This is a genomic window from Anatilimnocola aquadivae (assembly GCF_049819085.1).
In the GTDB taxonomy this organism is placed as follows: domain Bacteria; phylum Planctomycetota; class Planctomycetia; order Pirellulales; family Pirellulaceae; genus Anatilimnocola.
In genome coordinates, this window is sequence record NZ_CP187419.1 from 567,878 (window position 1) to 584,678 (window position 16,801).

A 16,801-nucleotide genomic window follows, 5' to 3' on the forward strand; every position below is an offset into this window, starting at 1 on the left:
AAAAGGTTCTTTTGCAAAACACTTTCTCGCCAAGCACACCGCCTCTTTCAATCACTCAACGTCCACGACTTTCGGTTATATCTCTTACCGTGCTCGCGAAACTGCCAGTTTGGGCCGCCACATATTGGGCGAACGAAGAGTGCTGGCCATGGCGGAGAGAGAATCGGCTTCGAACGCCCAGTAAGCTTTGTCGATGCCCGCAAGGGCCGTTTCGACGGCGACGTAGAGTTCACTATCGTTCTGCTGATGATCGCGAACGGCTTCTGCTTCGCTCTTTCGTAGTTCGCTGGAGATGTAGGCCACGCGGATAGTGTGAGACGAAGTGGCTCCTGACTCTGTTACCAGCCGCGAGGCCATCGTGCTGGCTTCGACCGCTTGATACGTTCGCCGTGCCTGCTGGCTCTTGTTCTGCTCCTTGGCATATGCGTCGTTGAGGGCCTCGTCGCGCGCCGCGGTATCTTCATTCTCGGCATAGTCACGGTGCGCTTGGGAAACTTCGATTGCCCGATCGTGCTGGGCCGTCGCCACCGTCTCCAGGTACTTTTCCGCCGGAGCAAGCAGCCGACGTCCGTCAAGTGCGTGCGGCTGGAGGGGACGTCCAACAATACCCGTTATTGTTACCCCCCCTCTTTGCGGATGGCACACTTCCCCGCGACGTCAGTACTTTGCCCGCGCAACCGCGCCTGCGGCCCATCCGCCTGTGGAAAAGATCCTCTTCGTTGATAAACCGCCGAGTTTATCAACACCAATCCTGCATAACTATCGGGAAATACACATACCACCGTTGATAAACCACCAGGGTTTATCACCCCCCCCTTTTTTCAATTGCAGATTTTCCAGCGACGTAACTGTACACAGTTCAGCACTGCCTGGGTTGGTGGCACTCAACTTACGAATTCGTTTCTATTCAGCGCAACCTACCGCTATGTTACAGATAAAATCTCTGCAAACACATTAATAAACTCACGCGGACGAAGCCGTCCATCGAGCTCACTGATATTATTCCATCGCTTCGATCGATGTATGATTGTTCCGGGGATCAACTTCGATTTGTCCTTGCTCCATATTGTAATAGTAAGGAAAGCAATGCCACTTGCGGCGATCGAATCAATGCGTACAACCGCTCTCGACTGCCCAGCTTCAGCCTTCAGGTTTATCACAAAACTATCGCCAGGCTGGAAGCTAACATTCATGGCATCGGGTGGCAGCATCTTCCCAGACTTGGGAGGCCCGAGAACGTTGTTGACTGCCAGCGCAGTTTGATAAGCTGACAAATAGCCAGGATCACAACTTAAGCATACATAGTTTAACTGCGCTGTAACGTGAATGGACTCGACGTAATAATTAATCTCTTGCGTGCTAATAATCAAAGGAAAGTCCGACGCCACATATACACTCGAACTCGGAATAATCATTTGCTTGGCATCGGTGGCGAGATCAACAAGAAATTCCCGTAGTGGAAACTGTCCTCGTCGTCTTGACGTAACTTGCGAAACAAGCTGTGCATTCCCTCCTCTTGATGAACATACATAAAACGACCTCTGCTGTTCCTCCACAAGTTCGAAGTCTCCGCAAACTGGATGCAGCACAAGGAGTTCACCTGATTCCAGGGGCATAGCGGAGGTGCAAAAATACGTCGCCTGCTCATTGCGATCTTCTGGTGGCATGTCACGCTCTCGTAAAGCCAAGATAGTTCATGATAATCTGAACATCGTCCTCGAACACATTCGTTGACTTCCTAACCTCAAGTATCTGACTTAGCTCTTGGGGTGTTGGCGGTCTATTAAACTTCTGAGTCCATTTACTGATCTCCTCCGTCATCTGGCGATAATGGATCAGCTCTTCCAGAACCGTTCCATAACTAGCCCCTGGTATTTTCCCGGTGGGTGCCTGCAAGTCGATCCATACCTTTGAAACTACCGTCCCGTCACTTAACTTTTCGACTTTATAATTGAACTTCCCATTGACCTTGTTTCCGCTTTCATCGAAAAGCAGATTGCGCTTCTTGAAGTCATAATTCTTCGCTTTGAAGTCGGCCATTAGCTCTCGTACCAATGTCGTGATTTCATCGAGCTTGCCAGGAGGCAAGTTCTTTACGTCGAGCACCCATTTGCTGCCTGCATTATAGAACTCCGTGACTGGAAGGTCAGGCTGGGCCGCAAGAAGTTTCGCCGGCCCGGCGTCATATTGCTTGGCGGCATCCTTCAACTCTTCAACCGCTTTTTCCAGTTTCCCAAGTTGTGTCGCTAGTTCACCAGAACGGGTCACCACCTTGCCTGATTTTCCAGCTTGCTCACTCATCTCCTTCAGCACACGAATTTGTCCGGCGATCTCGTCCGCATATTTGGCGTATTGACGAGCAGCCTTTCCTAGCGTCGCCCCGCTGCCGGCGATGGGAATGACTGCCACGGCCGACAGTGCCGCGTCGAGGGGCTTTCCACGCAAAAGATAAACGGCTCCATTGATCGCATCAAGAGTATCTCCAATTACCGGGATCAGGCCTAAAACGTCCACTCCCGTCTGCATGTAGTCGAGCACATATTCTTCTGCATTACGCTCGAACTTGTTATTGGCGAGAATCTCCAGATACTCTGACATTAGTTCATACTCGCTCATTTCATAAAATTCGCGGCGCGAGATCGGAATTTCTTTGAATTGCCCTCCCGCACCGCCCAGGCCTGGATCGGAGAGATCAGGAGTGAACACCTCCCGATAGAACCTGGTGCCCGGGTAGTAGTTTGCGCCAACAAGCCCGATCACCTTATATTCCGGAGTATTGCGATTAATCCGGATAGTGCCGCCAGCATGCTTAATGATGCCAATTCCGGTTGGATGTATGGCTTTTGCATTTCGGTATACCTTGTGCAATTCATCGACTATTTCCGCGATTCTTTGCGAGGATCCACCGGTTCCCTTCAGATTGGCTAGTTCTCGCTCCAATCGCCCCTTCATTGTGCGTTTGGCGAACTCATCCAGGGTGAGCTTTGCATCGATTCTGGCACCCTCATCATCCGGCCGCTCATACTCAGTCCACGGATCTAACCCGTTAATAATCGTGCCATCGTGTCGATGATAAGGGATGGCAAAGGATGGTCCACTTTGCCTTGTGCCTCCGCCTTGTCGCATTATTCCTTCTAGTTGGGCCCCTAGTTTCGCCAAGTCAACGTCGCGGGCAGAGGGATTATTCTTGGATTTCTCATTCTTTGATTTTGGTTGACTTAGATCCTGCAGGATATCTTTCTTGGATAGGAATTCGGATGCCTTGAAACGCAATTGGGGCGGCAGAATCGATGATGTTGCGTCCACAGTCTCGCCATGTGCAATCAGATGTATTTGCGCAGCCACATCCATCGAGGATGCGTCTGCGACAAGCTGAATCCAATGCTTATCAGCCGCGTGTGATGTGAAGTCGGTATTGGTCGTCATACTAGCGGTTGATAGGCTTGAAGCAGACACAATCTCCTCAGCGGGCATTCGCACGGGCAGCGCTGACCTAGTGACTGCAACGTGCGATGTCCAGTAGGGGGCCAAATCAGATCCCAGTGCGTCGAGCGCGCGCCCAATACTTGTCGAGGTTACTTTCAAAACCTCTTCGCTGGAGTTGGTAGCGCCGATTTGCGGAGTGGACTGGGCGATCTTAGCGGATGGCAGAACTAGCAGCTTCTGGTCGGTAGCAAGTTCTGCCGGGCGACTAAAGAAGTCGTTCTCTGCAATTAGTGTTTCCAAATCCCAGAACTCATACGATAAATATTGTTCTGCTGGTTCGGAGGAGATGGACCAGTTCCAGCCCCAGAAGGACCAGCCGTAGGAGGAGTAGCCGTAATAGTTGTAGTCGTAGTCGCCGAAGTAGCTGTAGCCGTAGTAGTTGTAGCTGCCGTAGCCGAAGCCGCCGTAGGAGCCGAAGACGTTGTACGCCCCGGGCCAGTAGCCGATGCTGCCATAGCCGAAGTAGCCGTAGCTGCTGTAGGGAAAGCCCCAACCCCAGTGGCCGGGGCTGCCCACGTAGTACGAAGCGGGGCCTTCGGTGGCGACGGCGTAGGTGGGGAGATCACTCAGATTGACCAGCACCGGCAGCGTGCCGCTGTATTGACCGGAGCTTCCTTGTGCCAATAGCGCTTCGGCCTGGGCGATCACGACTCCATGCAGATTGTTGGCATTCGTGCGAGCACGCTCGTAGTCGGCCGTCGCCGCAGTCACTTGCAGGTCGCGCTCTTCGCTATAGACCCTGCTCTCGGCTTGCGCTTGCTCTGTGGCCTGGTTCACTCGCTTGGTTTCTTGCGCCGCGGAGGCGTTGTCTACCCAGGTTTGGTAACTGGCCTGGGCTGCCGCATATTGGGCGGACCAGGGAGAAGGAAGAGTGCTGGCCAGGTCGCTGGCCATGGCAGCGAGAGAATCGGCTTCGAACGCCCAGTAAGCTTTGTCGATGCCTGCAAGGGCCGTTTCGACGGCGACGTAGAGTTCACTATCGTTCTGCTGATGATCGTGAACGGCTTCTGCGTCGCTCTTTCGCAGTTCGCTGGAGATGTAGGCCACGCGAGAAGTGTGAGACGAAGTGGCTCCTGATTCTGTTACCAGCCGCGAGGCCATCGTGCTGGCTTCGACCGCTTGATACGTCCGCCGCGCCTGCTGGCTCTTGTTCTGCTCCTTGGCATACGCGTCGTTGAGGGCTTCGTCGCGCGCTGCGGTATCTTCATTCTCGGCATAGTCGCGGTGCGCTAGGGAAACTTCGATTGCCCGATCGTGCTGCGCCGTCGCCACCGTCTCCAGGTACTTTTCCGCCGGAGCCAGTAACAACAAGATTTGCCCGACCCGCACATTGGCGAGTGCGTCGTCGCGAGTTTTGGCCGAGTTCGCCTCGGCCACGGCTCCCTCCTGCTTCGCATTGCGAATGGTCTGTTCTTGCAACGCGTGAGAAAGGTTGGTCGCCGCCTGCCAATCGGACTCGACCTCGTTGCGGTCGGCAATCATTGCCAAATAGTCGTCGGTCACGCTCGACCACCAGGTGGCGTGTCCGTTTGCTTTTGCTTCCAGGAACGCTGACCAGGGATTATCCACCCCTTTGTCGATGGCGTCGGCGGCGGTGACGTGAGCAGTCTCTTGAGCGGTCCAGAAGCCAACATCGGCGAGTGCGTTAGAAGCCCGCTCGGTATTGGCGGCGTTGGTTTCGGCCGTCCAGTACGATTCTTCGGACGAGGCAAACGCGGCCTCGACGGCAGCTTGCTTGTCGGCGATGTCGAGAGCGGCGGTGTGGGTCGCAAGGGAGGCGCCCAGAGCGCGTACACTTTCGGCGACGGCAACGGCGTCTGAGTAGTACTTGCGGGACTCAGCTTCGTCCTTCTGGAACTTGAGCTTCGAATCTTCCACGGTGGTGATGTAAGTCAGGTCGGCTTCTGCCAGGTCCAGAAGGCGATCGTCGGCGGCCTCTTCGTCGTAACCGTAGCCTGCGTAGTTGTAGTTAAACAGTCCGCCACCCCAGTACCCGCCGTACCACGAGCTTCCATACCAATAGTGATTGTCGCCGATGTTTTCCTGTACCTGCTCGAGCCGCGCTAGTTGGTATTTCTGTTCAGCCTCGGCATAGTCAACTGCCTTCTCTTGTTGGGCGGTGGCGATGTCGACTTCGAGCTTATTGCGATGCGTCAGGTTTTGGCTATTGCGGCTGTGCTCCGCCGTGAGAGTCGTTGACGCATAGGTGTTGGAGCGAGTAGCGACCGAATTACTGCGGGTAATTTCGATACCGGTGACCAGCTTCGACTGATTGGCCAAGGCCGTGGCGCGGGCCAGGTTGCGCTCTCCCCAGCCAATGGCCAGACTGTGCGCCTGAGTAGCATCGGCGGCGACCTTCGCTGTTTCACGAGTGACATAAGCCGTGGACAGATTGTCGATCCAATCGGCCTTGACGCTGGCTTCGAGTGCTTTGAAACTGGCTTCGGGCGTATTGTCCGACAGGGCGGCCGCAGCGAAACGGCCTGCTTCCTGCTGGGCAGCGGCACGATGAAAAGCAGCTTCGTTGGCGGCAAGTCCTTGTGCAAAGATGATCGCCTCGCCCCCTTCCGCCAACTTGAGCGCGATGTTCAAGGTCTCTTCGTCGGTGACCTGATCGATGCGCGCGACTGCAATCGCGTTGCTGTAAGCCTGCTGTGCCGCATTGATCGTTGAGCGTGCGGTGTTGCTGGCGTTGCGTTGGGAATTGGCGGCTGTTAGTTCGGCGGCTTGAATTGCATTGCGGTAGATGACCGCAGCTTCGCCCCGAGCCGTCGCCAGATCGATATTGGCTTTCCCCAAATCGGTGGCGCGCTGAATCTGGGCATCGCCAATTTTGGTGACATAGTCGGTTAAGGGGCCATTCACCGTCTCGTAACGGTTGGCCGAGGCGTCCTCCAGATCGTCTTGCAGTTCTTCGAAGGCCGCGGCATCGTACGACCAGTTGGTATAGTACCCACCCCATCCCCAACCGTAACCACCATAGCCCCAGCCGCCCCAACCCCAGCCATAGTTGTTGCTGGTGGCGTTCTCGGGATCCATTTCCCAACGGCCGTAGTGGTAGCCGCCGTTCCCCCACCACCAGTTGCCATAGTAGCCGTAGCCATACCCACCATAACCGTAGCCGTAATATCCGCCCCAGCCCCAGCCATAGCCGGGGCCGCCGAATTCGACATTCTCGGTCACCTTTAGGTAGTACTTCTTTTGGGCGGCGGCGGCTTCCGCGGCATAACCGCTCGACGAGGTAGCGATACCCTCGTTGAGTTCGTTGAGCGCCTCGCGCTTCAGATCGTCGTAATCGACGCGCACGATGACCTGTTGCTCGGCATGCAGTGCTTCGGCCGTGATGCTGGAAACATACAGCGTCGAATCAGCGGTCGAAGTTGCTAGTGAAAGTGTGGCCTGTGCATTGTTGACAGCGATTTCCAATCCGACATTCGCGCTGCGCGTGGCATTCGTCAGGTCGAACTCGGCCGTGATGATGTCTTCCGTATAGTCAGCTGAGACAACGGATAGTGATTCCTGGTAATCATTACGAATGCCCGCCAAGGTGCCGGAGAGGTTGGCGTCGAGTTGAGCTACTGCGTACTGGAATGCAGCGAGGGGAGTTGCGCTGGTGGTCCACTCGACTAGCAAATCGGCCGCATGTTGCACGTAGAGGGATGTGTTATAGTCTCCGCGCGCGGCGACCTCGCCTTCTCGCTGAGCGGAATTGATACCATCGAGCGCCCTCGTACGAGTTTGATCGGCGGATTTCGCGGCCGCATCGTAGACGCTGTTGAGCGTGACGAGCGTATTGTCGTACGAGTTGTTCGCGCTCACCGTGAGGCTGGCATAGACATTGTCTGCATTGGCCACGTCAGTTGCGAGCGTAATCGCGGTTTCGCGAATGACCTCGGCGTAGTCCTTTTCAGCACTACCGCGAGCGCCATCCCACCACTGATCTTCATCGGCGGCATGGAGGGTCGTAGCTTGTTCACGATCGGCATAGAACATGATGCGGGCCGCGATTTCGCTGGCCTGCTGCAGACGGAGCACCTCCCAGACTTCGCCGTGCGATTCTTTGTAGGTTTCATCATTCTGCTCGCGTGCCTCATGCAAGACTCGCTGCGCCTCTTCACCACGGTCCGACATGGTGTAGATGGTTTGCGCATCCGTATCGGCCATGTACTTGGCAAGTGCTGCCGCTTGCACGCCTTCTTCATAGACTTTCCGGGCGGCTCGGCTCGTCTGGCTTTGCGAAAACTCGAAGTCGTCTTCAGCGGCTTCGCGGGCGGACGCTTCATCGCGGTCAGCGATTGCCTCGTCGGCGGCGATCGAGGCCAAGGCTTGAGCATACAGTTCTTTGCCCCGCCCAAGGTTGAGTGCGAAAATGAACTCGGCGAAGACGAGCGAGCCAGTTCGAATCTGAGATGCAAGAACAACGAAGTTGGCGAGGGATTCATCCTGATCAGCAACGTCTTCGCGACGCTTCTGTGCTGCATTGCCGAGGGTGCTGGTGTACACAACGTTAGCTTCCCCAGCATTAATGGCGCGAACCAATTCCGCTGCAGCGAGTGATTCCTGCAACTGGGCCCAAGGCGAGTTGTCGGTGTTCCAGGCATCCATTGCATTCAAGTGCTCCAGTGCCGCCTCGACTTCAAAGTCTCTCTGGGCATCGGCTTCGTCAACCGCTTGAACCTTAACGAGGAGCGCTTCTTTCTTCTCAAATACTGTCGTAGCGCCGGATTGTGAGCCAACAAACACTACAGACGCTTGCGCCAGTGCGTTTCGCTCCACACCCTGGGCAACCACGTATTCAAAAGCAAAGTCTTTCTCGGCCGTGGCTACAGCATGTTGATAAGCTTCTTGGGCCTCGGCAATATCGTTCAGTTCATCGACGCGTAGATTGCGGAGCGTTTCCCGTAGCGAATGAGAAGCAGTGGCCTGCTTGTCGGTAAAAGTCGCAGAAGCTTCTCGTAGAGCGGACTGAGTATCGTATTCGAGTTGCGTTCGGTCTTTTACTCGTTGAGCAGAAACGGCGGGAGATATGCCGCTATACCACGTGCCACCGTAGTAGTAATGCTCGTCGTCCACCTTAAACTGGCGACTGTTGATGTTGTTCACATCGTCAGCATGTTCCACAGCCATTAGAGTTCCCTCGCGAGCACCGTTGATGTTGGTAGTCGAAAGGTTGTATTCTGCGGTAGCAGTCGTGATGGTGTTGCGATAACCCTGCAGGGCGTCCGCTTCATCCAGCGCCCGAGAATGGCGCTCCGTGGCAGGCGCTTCCCAGTACTCGGCGCGCGCCTCTAGCCGGTCGTTGTCTCTTTGCCAAGCCGAGTTGGCCGCTGAATGCGAACGCACCTTCGCGGCATCGGCAGTGGACTCTCCTTCAACAAATGTCGCTTGCGCCACAGCGCTCGTATGTATTAGATACGCGGCACCGTGATTGCCGAGGTAAGTGGCTTCAATGTTGACTAATGCCAATTGGTAAGCAGCCCACGGTGAGCTGCTGCTGCTGGCGTAGTTAGCAAATGCTATTTGACGAGCCGCAACCTCTGCTTGCCATTTGTCAACGTCGGCTTGAGCGAGCGAGTTTGTGTTGCCTTTGCGTGCGGCGGCGAATGACTTGTCCTGAGTCCAGGCGGCATCAGCGATGGACTTCGCGCGAACCTTCTCTGCATCGATCCGAGCCTGCTCGAATTCGCGTTTGGCCAAGATGGAGCGGCTTGCCTTCCACAAGTTGAACTCTGCGATATCGTCGGCCAACTCTTTTGACGAATCGTTTACCTCCTTCTGATATGTCTCCCATTCTGGCACGCGCTCCGTCCGAAAACTCATCAGTGCATCATGGATGGTGGAGTCGTAAAGCTCCTTTGCATCCGCGACTGCCAGCGAATGAGTTTGGCCAGTCTCAAACATTTTGCGATTGTACGTGATGGTCGCCGCTCGAGAGGTCTCGTGCGGCACGTCTTCCTGATCAATCACTGCTCGCCACTCTGCATAAGCGGATTGCCGTGATTCAGTATCCGATTGATTGGCCGCCTCAATTTTGCTATCGAGAGTCGCCCTTGCTTCGGCAGCAATCCCGTTAAAAGTAACAGCTAGTTGGCGGGCCGCATCCCGATAAGTATCCCAGGCTGTCTGAATACGATCGCGATGGTCGCGATTAGCTTCGTCAATATCGGCAGGCTTATCAGTGTCGTCGTCAAGCTGTGCTTGATATTTCTTCGTTGCGTCCGCCACTGTTCGGTCATACGTTTTAGTCGCCTCGGTTTTGTCGCTATTGAAGGTTTCGACCGCCGTCCGAATAGCATTATCGAGCGTTGTTTGGGCCTGAGACTTGGCTTCGGCATACTCAAATTCAAACTGCGTCTTTGCTGTTTGATAGGAGTTTGTGGCGGCATAGTTGAAAGTTGGTCCCGTATAAACGGGGCCTGCCTGGGGTGGAACAGGCTGCGAGCTATCCGCTGGTAGTTGCAAGCGGTTGGACTTCGGCGAGGTCGGCCATGTGAATGCCTCAAAATCGAAACTCGTCGAGTCTCCGCCAAAGGTTCCCAGATCAATGCTGAAGGCCGTTGCGGCGGATTGAAGTGCAGTGAGATAGGCAGCATTGGCTGCGTTGACTGCAAGTTGGTAATCAGAACGAGCTTCTTCGACCGCTTCGTTCCGGTCATACAAGGCGTCGCCAACGGCAACATCGTAGTTTTGGTTAGCTGCCTCGTTTGCCTGATCATGAGTGACTTGGGCACTTCCCACGGCACTCTCGTAAGCTGCTTCCGACGCCAATGAACTGGCATTCAGCGCTGCAACAACGGCGACCAGATCTTGCGCAGCAGCGCTGTCCGGATCTTCGGCATAGACGAAGCTAAACGTCGTCCAGGGACTGGTGCGCGGCGTATCCCCAGTGTCAACTGCTCGGACTGAGACCGTGCGAAGGCCGTGAGGATCCGTCTCGCCTGAAAATAGCGTGAAGTGATCGATCGAGAAAGTTCCTTCGCTGCCCGAATACGCCGTGCCATCGACATCACCATCGCCGTCACGATCAAATTCAATCGTGACATACTCATGCTGTGCCAGCCCGGCAATTTGCCCGCTCAATGCACCTTGGGCAGTGCTATTGTCACTGCTGGAGGTGCCGGTATCGTCCAGCAGGCTAACGTTTGCGACTCGTAGCGGCTGATCGACATCGCTCAAGTTAAATTCGAGCGTCTTCCAGGTCCCGAAGACGGCTACACCGTTGTGATCGAAGTCCTTCGTGCGCGCTCGCACCAACTGCGCTCCATTCGCGATTGCAGTGGACGAGTAGGTGAACTGCAAGTTGCTGCCAACGACAACCTGCCCATCGGGAGCGTCATCATTGTTGTGATCGAATTGAACAACGACCAATTGGCTAGAGCCCAGGCCGCTCAACACGCCTTTGAGCCGGGGATCCGATGTGTAATTGTCGTTAGGCCATCCCGTATCGTTGAGCAGTTCCAGAGTCGTCACCTGAGCGCGATCAGGAACAATTTGCACATAATCCAATAATTGAGTCGACCAGTTGGAAACCAGCGCCTGCCGGGTGACGGAATCTATTTCGCGGGTACGAACCTTGATGCTGACAGTTCCGAACGTCAGGCCGTTGGGCTGTAGCGAGAATCTCCCCGCTGCGTCAGTTGTCGCTGATTGATCGACAGTACCGTCATTGTTCAAGTCAAACTCAACGGCTAGTCCTTTTAGAGCTCCTTCGTTCGTGACTCGGCCACTGAATGAATGCCGCGTTGGATCGGAATCATGAAGTGGATCCCCCAAATCCAATTCGACCAGCACGGGGGCCTGATTGGCTTGAGCTTCGTAGAGAAAGCTAAGGGGTAGCCAAGACCCTCGCAGATAACTGCTGGTGTTCGAGTCCCATTCGGCGGCGCGAGCGCGGAGCGTCACATTACCGTGGGCCAACCCGGTGGGCAAGTATTGAAAGTTCCCCGCAGAGTCCGAGAGAGACACACCATCGACAATGTCATCGCCATCGTGGTCGAACTCAATCAGGAGATTCCCCAACGCCGATTCGTTCAGCACACTGCCAAACACCGTTGCATTGGCAGTTTCGCTGTCAGCGGGTGTTCCGGTGTCACTGAGCACGGCGAGTTCGTCCACCACGGGAGCCGTATTTACCAGGGCGTCGTAGGTAAACTCCAATTCAGCCCATTCACCATAAGCCATCTCTTCCAATAGGGGATCGTACTGAACAGTGCGGGCCGCAATCGTTTGCGTGCCTCCGGTTAGACTGATGGGGTGGTAGCGGAAGGCCCCGGTGGCATCAGCAGTTACACTTCCATCAACCGAGCCGTTTACTCCGTGGTCAAACTGTATCGTGAGATAGCCAACTTCACTCACGCCCGCAATTTGCCCTTCGAACATGGCATAGTTCGTAATTGGAATTGGATCGGGCGTGCCTAGAATGCTCGTGGGGACAAAGTCTTCAACGGTGGCTCGCGGACCGGTGGTCATCGTAAATGAAACGGTTGACGTTCCCCATTCGCTGTACACCATTCGATCGTAGATCGGGTCGCGAACCACGGTGCGAACCCTGATGGTTTGTGGGCCCACATCGAGACCGGCAGGTTCGTAGACTAACTTGCCGTCTTCCTGAATTGGAGCCATCCCGTCAGCGACATTGTCTCCATCATGGTCAAATTCGACGGCATGATCGGTACCGGTCGTGTGCCCATACGTAGTACCCACCAGAGTGGGTACGGACGTGATAGAGTCGTACGGGACGTCGCCATCATCAGTTAAGGCCAAACGCGAAATAACTTCCTTTGGTACTGTCGCATGATAATCTGAAGGGGGGCATGGAGTCAGTCACAGGAGGGCTCAACGATGAAGGTTTATCGGGCAACGGTCGAGCGGCAGATGGTGAAGGTGTATGGGGCGTTATCCGAGAAGGATCGGCGACGCTACGCGGCGGTCGAAGCGGTGAAGCTCGGGCATGGCGGTGTGCAGTACATCGCCGATTTGTTTGGTTGCGATCCCGACACGATTCGCCACGGCGCGGAGGACATCGAGCAGCTGCCGGAGGACGAAGCTGCGGGACGCGTTCGCAAAAAAGGGGAGGCCGAAAGCCAGCTAGCATTGCGCAACCGGAAATCATTCCTGCAGTGGAAGCCCTGATCGAGCGCGACACGGCCGGTTCGCCCGTCGACGAAAACATTCGCTGGACGAACCGCTCGGTTCCTGAATTGGCGGAGGAGTTGCAAGAGCAGGGCTTTGAGATTGGTCCCGATGCGTTGCGGCGAATCTTGTTCGACGAGCTTGGTCTCTCGCGGCGACAGGCGTACAAGGACGAAGCGGCGTGTGAGTTTGAACATCGCGACGAGCAGTTTCAATTCATTGCCAAGCTCCGCGCCAAGTACGAGCGGAACGATTGGCCGGTGCTGAGCATCGACACGAAAAGAAGGAAATTCTCGGCGATTTCTTTCATCCGGGCCGAGCGATCACCGATGGCCGCGTGGTCGTGCAAGATCACGACTTCGTGACTGCCGAGCAACGACTCGTTCCTTACGGCGTGTACGACACTCGCCGCAACGAAGCGTTCATGTACTTGGCCCGCGGCGCCGACACCAGCGAACTCGCTTGCGATGCGATCCGTCGGTGGTGGGAGCGAATGGGTCGGGAACATTACTGGTACGCGCCGCGACTGTTGTTGCTGTGCGACTGCGGCGGCAGCAACGGGTGTCGCCAGCATCGCTTCAAGGAAACGCTATGCCACCTGGCCCATGATCTGCGCTGCGACGTGCAGGTGGCTCACTACCCGCCGGGCTGTTCGAAATACAATCCCATTGAGCATCGCCTCTTCTGTCACGTCTCGCGCGCGATCAAGGCCGTGGTGCTCAAGACCATTCAAGTTGCGCGGAACTTTATCGCACGCACTCACACGACGCACGGACTGCATGTCGTCGCGGAAGTTGCCCGCCGGATGTATCAGAAGGGAATCAAAGCCAGCCAAGCCTTCCTCGATCACAATCCCATTCGCTTCAATAGCTTTCCTGCCCCAACTCAACTACACAGCGCCCGCCTTCAACCCGCTATGATCAAAAGCCGAAGTTATTTCGCGCTGGGTTCTTAGCAAGCTGAAAGCCGATGATCAGGCCGCTGCCGTTCTCAGTATGCTGGACGATCCCGTTCACACTGTCCGTCATGCGGCAGCGCAAGCATTGGGCACAGTGGGCAACCAACAAATGCTTGCGGAAATCCATAGATATGTTGAAAAGTACGAGGCCAAGCGAGAAGATCTCCGCGAGGGCCAAGCCGCATGGTACATGCTGTTCCTACTGAACGATTCAATTGCCAAGATCGAAAAACGCTCGCCGTAGAAACGTACACATCCGATCCCCGCTCCGAGCGCAAGAGCGGCTGGCTCAGCTAAACTGCATGACGGTTCACGCCGTGCCGGACCAGAGAAGAATGGTTTGTTCCGCCGCGCACGAGTCTCTCATGCGCGCAGAAGGAGATGTCATGAGATATTTGCTTTTGATGGCTGTGTTGTTCGTTGTGGTTGCCGGCCCGACTCTTGCAGAACCACCCAGCCCGTCGGGGCGTCAGGAGTTGTTCGACCTGAGTGTGCGGCGAGCTAAGCTGCAGTTCGAGTTGGCGACACTCGACAAACGCCTTGTGGCGATGGAGCGGACAGTGTTCGCGGAATTCGAACGCGTAGCCGATCCGACGGGTACAGACTACTGGGAGTCAGTTAGCGACACAGTGTTGTTCGCGAATGCGCAGCAAGCCATCAGCAAGGGCGAGTTGCTGCTCTACCATGCCCCGGGAATTTACCGAGTGAAAGATGTTCGGCCAAGTCTCGCCACCGAGGGCGAATGCTGGTACTTCCGCCCGAACCGGGACATCAAGCAAGGGGAGCGAATCACAATCGTCCTTGTGTACGATGCCCCAGAGGATGTTGCCGCAAAAGCCAAGGGCCTCTCCCCCTCGACTCATCGGGGGCGAGATCCCAAGCGAGCTTTCAACACGCAAATTGTCAGGGGCGACTGAACGGATTGGTCAGGCATTGATCGATCCCACCTGAGTAATTGGTGGTTTTTCAGATCGTTGACCAATCAGCCCAGAATGAGTGCCAAGGAATTGATCGCCGACTTGGCTGCATCAATCCCTCCGAGTTTGTCCACCAACTTCTTTGCTTGAATCAAGTGATCAATTTGGCCAGAACCACTGGTAAATTTGGCAGCATCGTTCGTACTTTTGCGACCTGGTCTGCCAACTACCCCACCCTTCTTTTTCGCGTTCGACAGGACCGTGCTCACAAATTGTGATGATACGGCGACACCTTGCTTACCGAGCGCTTCGACGATTTCCTTGGGCGAGGCGGTTGGAGAAGCCTCCTTGTAGTTGCGGATCACCAGCGACTTATTCAAGCCAGAACGCTTTTTTGCCATCGTTTGTTCTCCACCACCAGCTATTGACCGCAAGATTTTTCCCAAGGTTTTTAGCGTAGACACGTCACAAACTATGGTCAACCCTTTTGCTCAATAAGGCTTACGAATATCAGTGGTGACATCGAATGTCACTGTAATTTCTGCAAACCGCCTTTTGGAAGAGTTTTCAGAAACTCAGCGGCCCGGTTTTAGCGATAGTTTGCGATTCAGCATCTGCGGAGAGCTTCATCATGCAGATATAGCCGGGGACGAACGATGCCATCGCGATTGTTGACGACTGAAGTTACCGTTCAGCCGGGAAGTCGAGTTCGCAGGCTCTTGCAGCTCCTCTGGATCCTGCAAAGTTGCCAGGGATGGTCATGTTCTCAAATCGCAGGGCACTTTCAGGTCTCTCGTCGTACCATTTTTCGCGACATTCAGATCTTGCGCGATTCGGGTATTCCCGTTTTCACGGATGGCACGTGTGGCGGGTACAAGCTCACGAATAGTGCCCTGCTGAAGTGCCCCGACCTCGAAGTCCTGGAATTGTTGGCCTTGGCGATGTTGCACAACAGCCCAGAACTGGCAAAGGTCGACTTGTTGCAACGCGCAGCAACAATGGCGATCGCAAAGTTGATGTCGGCCGTGCCTGGCCGAGTTCGAAATAGGGTTCAGGCTTTGATCAAAGAGCTTTCCCTACTAACAGGCAAGAGCGCTGGAATCGCAGGCGACTCAGCGAAGCTCGATCACTTTCTGGCGTTGTGCCTGGAAAGGACGAGTACAAACCTGGAATGATTCTGCCGCCGTTGCAATCCTGCTTAAGCAAAGGCGGCCCAAACTCTGACTGTGGGAGATTAAAAGAACACTAGCCCCTCGTTCGACAACAGGCCATCGGCGTCTTGGAAAATGGAAGTCACCGCTCCAGATGGCGAGGTCAATCCAAAGGAGAATGAAAAGGCACCGTCAGCACCTACCGTGCAGGAATGACCGTTGAGGAGTCCGCCAAACGTGACAGTAAGTCCCGCAGGGTTCGTGTCGTCGACGACGCTTCCTGAGAACACGTATTCCGCATTAATGTATTCCACTCCGAAGCCGACAATCTCTGGCGTTTCATTCGAGCCGCTCCCAGAGCCGCAACCGGAGCCGCAACCGGAGCCGCAACCGGAGCCGCTGCCTCCGCCGGAACCTGAAGATCCGCCTGATCCCGAACCGGATGTTTCCCCGGATCCGGACGACTCCCCTGACCCGGATCCGGACGAATTTCCGCTATCAGAACCCGACGATTCGCCGGTCCCACTGCCGGAGGAACCGCCTGAGCCACTTGCTCCTCCCGATCCACTTCCCGATGAATCGTCGAAGCCATTCTCGGAGCCACTGGTACCACCACTTCCAGAACCAATTTCTTCGAGACTACCGAAGCTAGAACCGCTGGAGCTACCTTCAGACCCGCCCCCTCCCGATCCCGAGGCGGACATCTGGTGATAGCCCGAGTACAGAGTTGGGGAACTAAGAGCGTTACCTTCGCCCCAGGCAATCTGGTCTGAGGAATCCAAGACACTGTCAGGCACGAAACCTGACGCGGAGCCAGGAACTTGGCCCCAACCGACTCCGATGCCCGCTGCGGGTGTAGGAGATGCACCAATCTCCAATGTGGTGCTGTACTCGATGCTTGCAACTTGCGAGGAGCCAGCGAGTTCTTGGGACATGACCGTTTCCACGAAGGAAATGGTCGCCAGCATCTGACGAGCCTCGACAGGCTCAATTCGAGGCTTTCGATACAGTGGATGGGGCCGACTCGACCAGCCTTGAAGATAGCGCGCAAGCGCAGACAGAAACGGATTCACGGGTCGCTCCTGGCGGCGCTCGCGCGGAAGAATTTGAACCCAGCACGCGGAAAGAAGCGCGGGGAAGTTAGGTGCGGAGATTCC

Annotated in this window: 8 protein-coding genes and 1 pseudogene; 5 read left to right on the forward strand and 4 right to left on the reverse strand. The window is 55.4% G+C overall.

Annotation, left to right across the window (positions count from 1 at the left end):
- Nucleotides 1-84: 84 nt before the first annotated feature.
- The 3 genes from NA78x_RS02305 to NA78x_RS02315 form a co-directional block, all read right to left on the reverse strand.
- On the reverse strand, nt 85-528 hold the full coding sequence (locus NA78x_RS02305) for a hypothetical protein (RefSeq protein WP_425616804.1): 444 nt from the start codon (nt 526-528) through the stop codon (nt 85-87).
- A gap of 395 nt (nt 529-923) precedes the next feature.
- Nucleotides 924-1,667, reverse strand: a complete 744-nt coding sequence (locus tag NA78x_RS02310; protein WP_425616805.1) for a hypothetical protein — start codon at nt 1,665-1,667, stop codon at nt 924-926.
- 1 nt (nt 1,668) lies between these two features.
- Nucleotides 1,669-10,662, reverse strand: a complete 8,994-nt coding sequence (locus tag NA78x_RS02315) for a hypothetical protein (protein ID WP_425616806.1) — start codon at nt 10,660-10,662, stop codon at nt 1,669-1,671.
- Nucleotides 10,663-12,327: 1,665 nt separating this feature from the next.
- Here NA78x_RS02315 and NA78x_RS02320 point away from each other — a divergent pair.
- The 4 genes and pseudogenes from NA78x_RS02320 (at nt 12,328) to NA78x_RS02335 (ending at nt 14,493) form a co-directional block, all read left to right on the forward strand.
- On the forward strand, nt 12,328-12,618 hold the full coding sequence (locus NA78x_RS02320) for a hypothetical protein (RefSeq protein ID WP_425613584.1): 291 nt from the start codon (nt 12,328-12,330) through the stop codon (nt 12,616-12,618).
- Nucleotides 12,606-13,573, forward strand: a pseudogene (locus NA78x_RS02325) (ISAzo13 family transposase). Before NA78x_RS02320 ends, NA78x_RS02325 begins: the two are co-directional and overlap by 13 nt.
- A 4-nt stretch (nt 13,574-13,577) precedes the next feature.
- Nucleotides 13,578-13,820: a HEAT repeat domain-containing protein gene (locus NA78x_RS02330; protein ID WP_425619491.1), complete on the forward strand. Its 243-nt coding sequence runs from the start codon at nt 13,578-13,580 to the stop codon at nt 13,818-13,820.
- A gap of 142 nt (nt 13,821-13,962) precedes the next feature.
- Complete coding sequence (locus NA78x_RS02335) at nt 13,963-14,493, forward strand: hypothetical protein (protein WP_425616807.1); 531 nt, start codon at nt 13,963-13,965, stop codon at nt 14,491-14,493.
- Between the two features lie 65 nt (nt 14,494-14,558).
- On the opposite strand, the gene NA78x_RS02340 is transcribed toward NA78x_RS02335, so the two are convergent.
- Nucleotides 14,559-14,894: a hypothetical protein gene (locus tag NA78x_RS02340; RefSeq protein WP_425616808.1), complete on the reverse strand. Its 336-nt coding sequence runs from the start codon at nt 14,892-14,894 to the stop codon at nt 14,559-14,561.
- A 255-nt stretch (nt 14,895-15,149) separates the two neighbouring features.
- Here NA78x_RS02340 and NA78x_RS02345 point away from each other — a divergent pair, with 255 nt between their 5' ends.
- Nucleotides 15,150-15,668 carry a helix-turn-helix transcriptional regulator gene (locus NA78x_RS02345; protein WP_425616809.1) on the forward strand — a complete coding sequence of 173 codons (519 nt, stop codon included), beginning with the start codon at nt 15,150-15,152 and terminating at the stop codon, nt 15,666-15,668.
- Nucleotides 15,669-16,801 lie beyond the last annotated feature (1,133 nt).

What these genes read in the sequence shown, in the direction of transcription:
- NA78x_RS02340 (WP_425616808.1), bottom strand. Translation starts at nt 14,894, where the DNA reads ATGGCAAAAAAGCGTTCTGGCTTGAATAAGTCGCTGGTGATCCGCAAC.
- NA78x_RS02345 (WP_425616809.1), top strand. Translation starts at nt 15,150, where the DNA reads ATGCCATCGCGATTGTTGACGACTGAAGTTACCGTTCAGCCGGGAAGT.
- NA78x_RS02320 (WP_425613584.1), top strand. Translation starts at nt 12,328, where the DNA reads ATGAAGGTTTATCGGGCAACGGTCGAGCGGCAGATGGTGAAGGTGTAT.
- NA78x_RS02310 (WP_425616805.1), bottom strand. Translation starts at nt 1,667, where the DNA reads ATGCCACCAGAAGATCGCAATGAGCAGGCGACGTATTTTTGCACCTCC.
- NA78x_RS02335 (WP_425616807.1), top strand. Translation starts at nt 13,963, where the DNA reads ATGAGATATTTGCTTTTGATGGCTGTGTTGTTCGTTGTGGTTGCCGGC.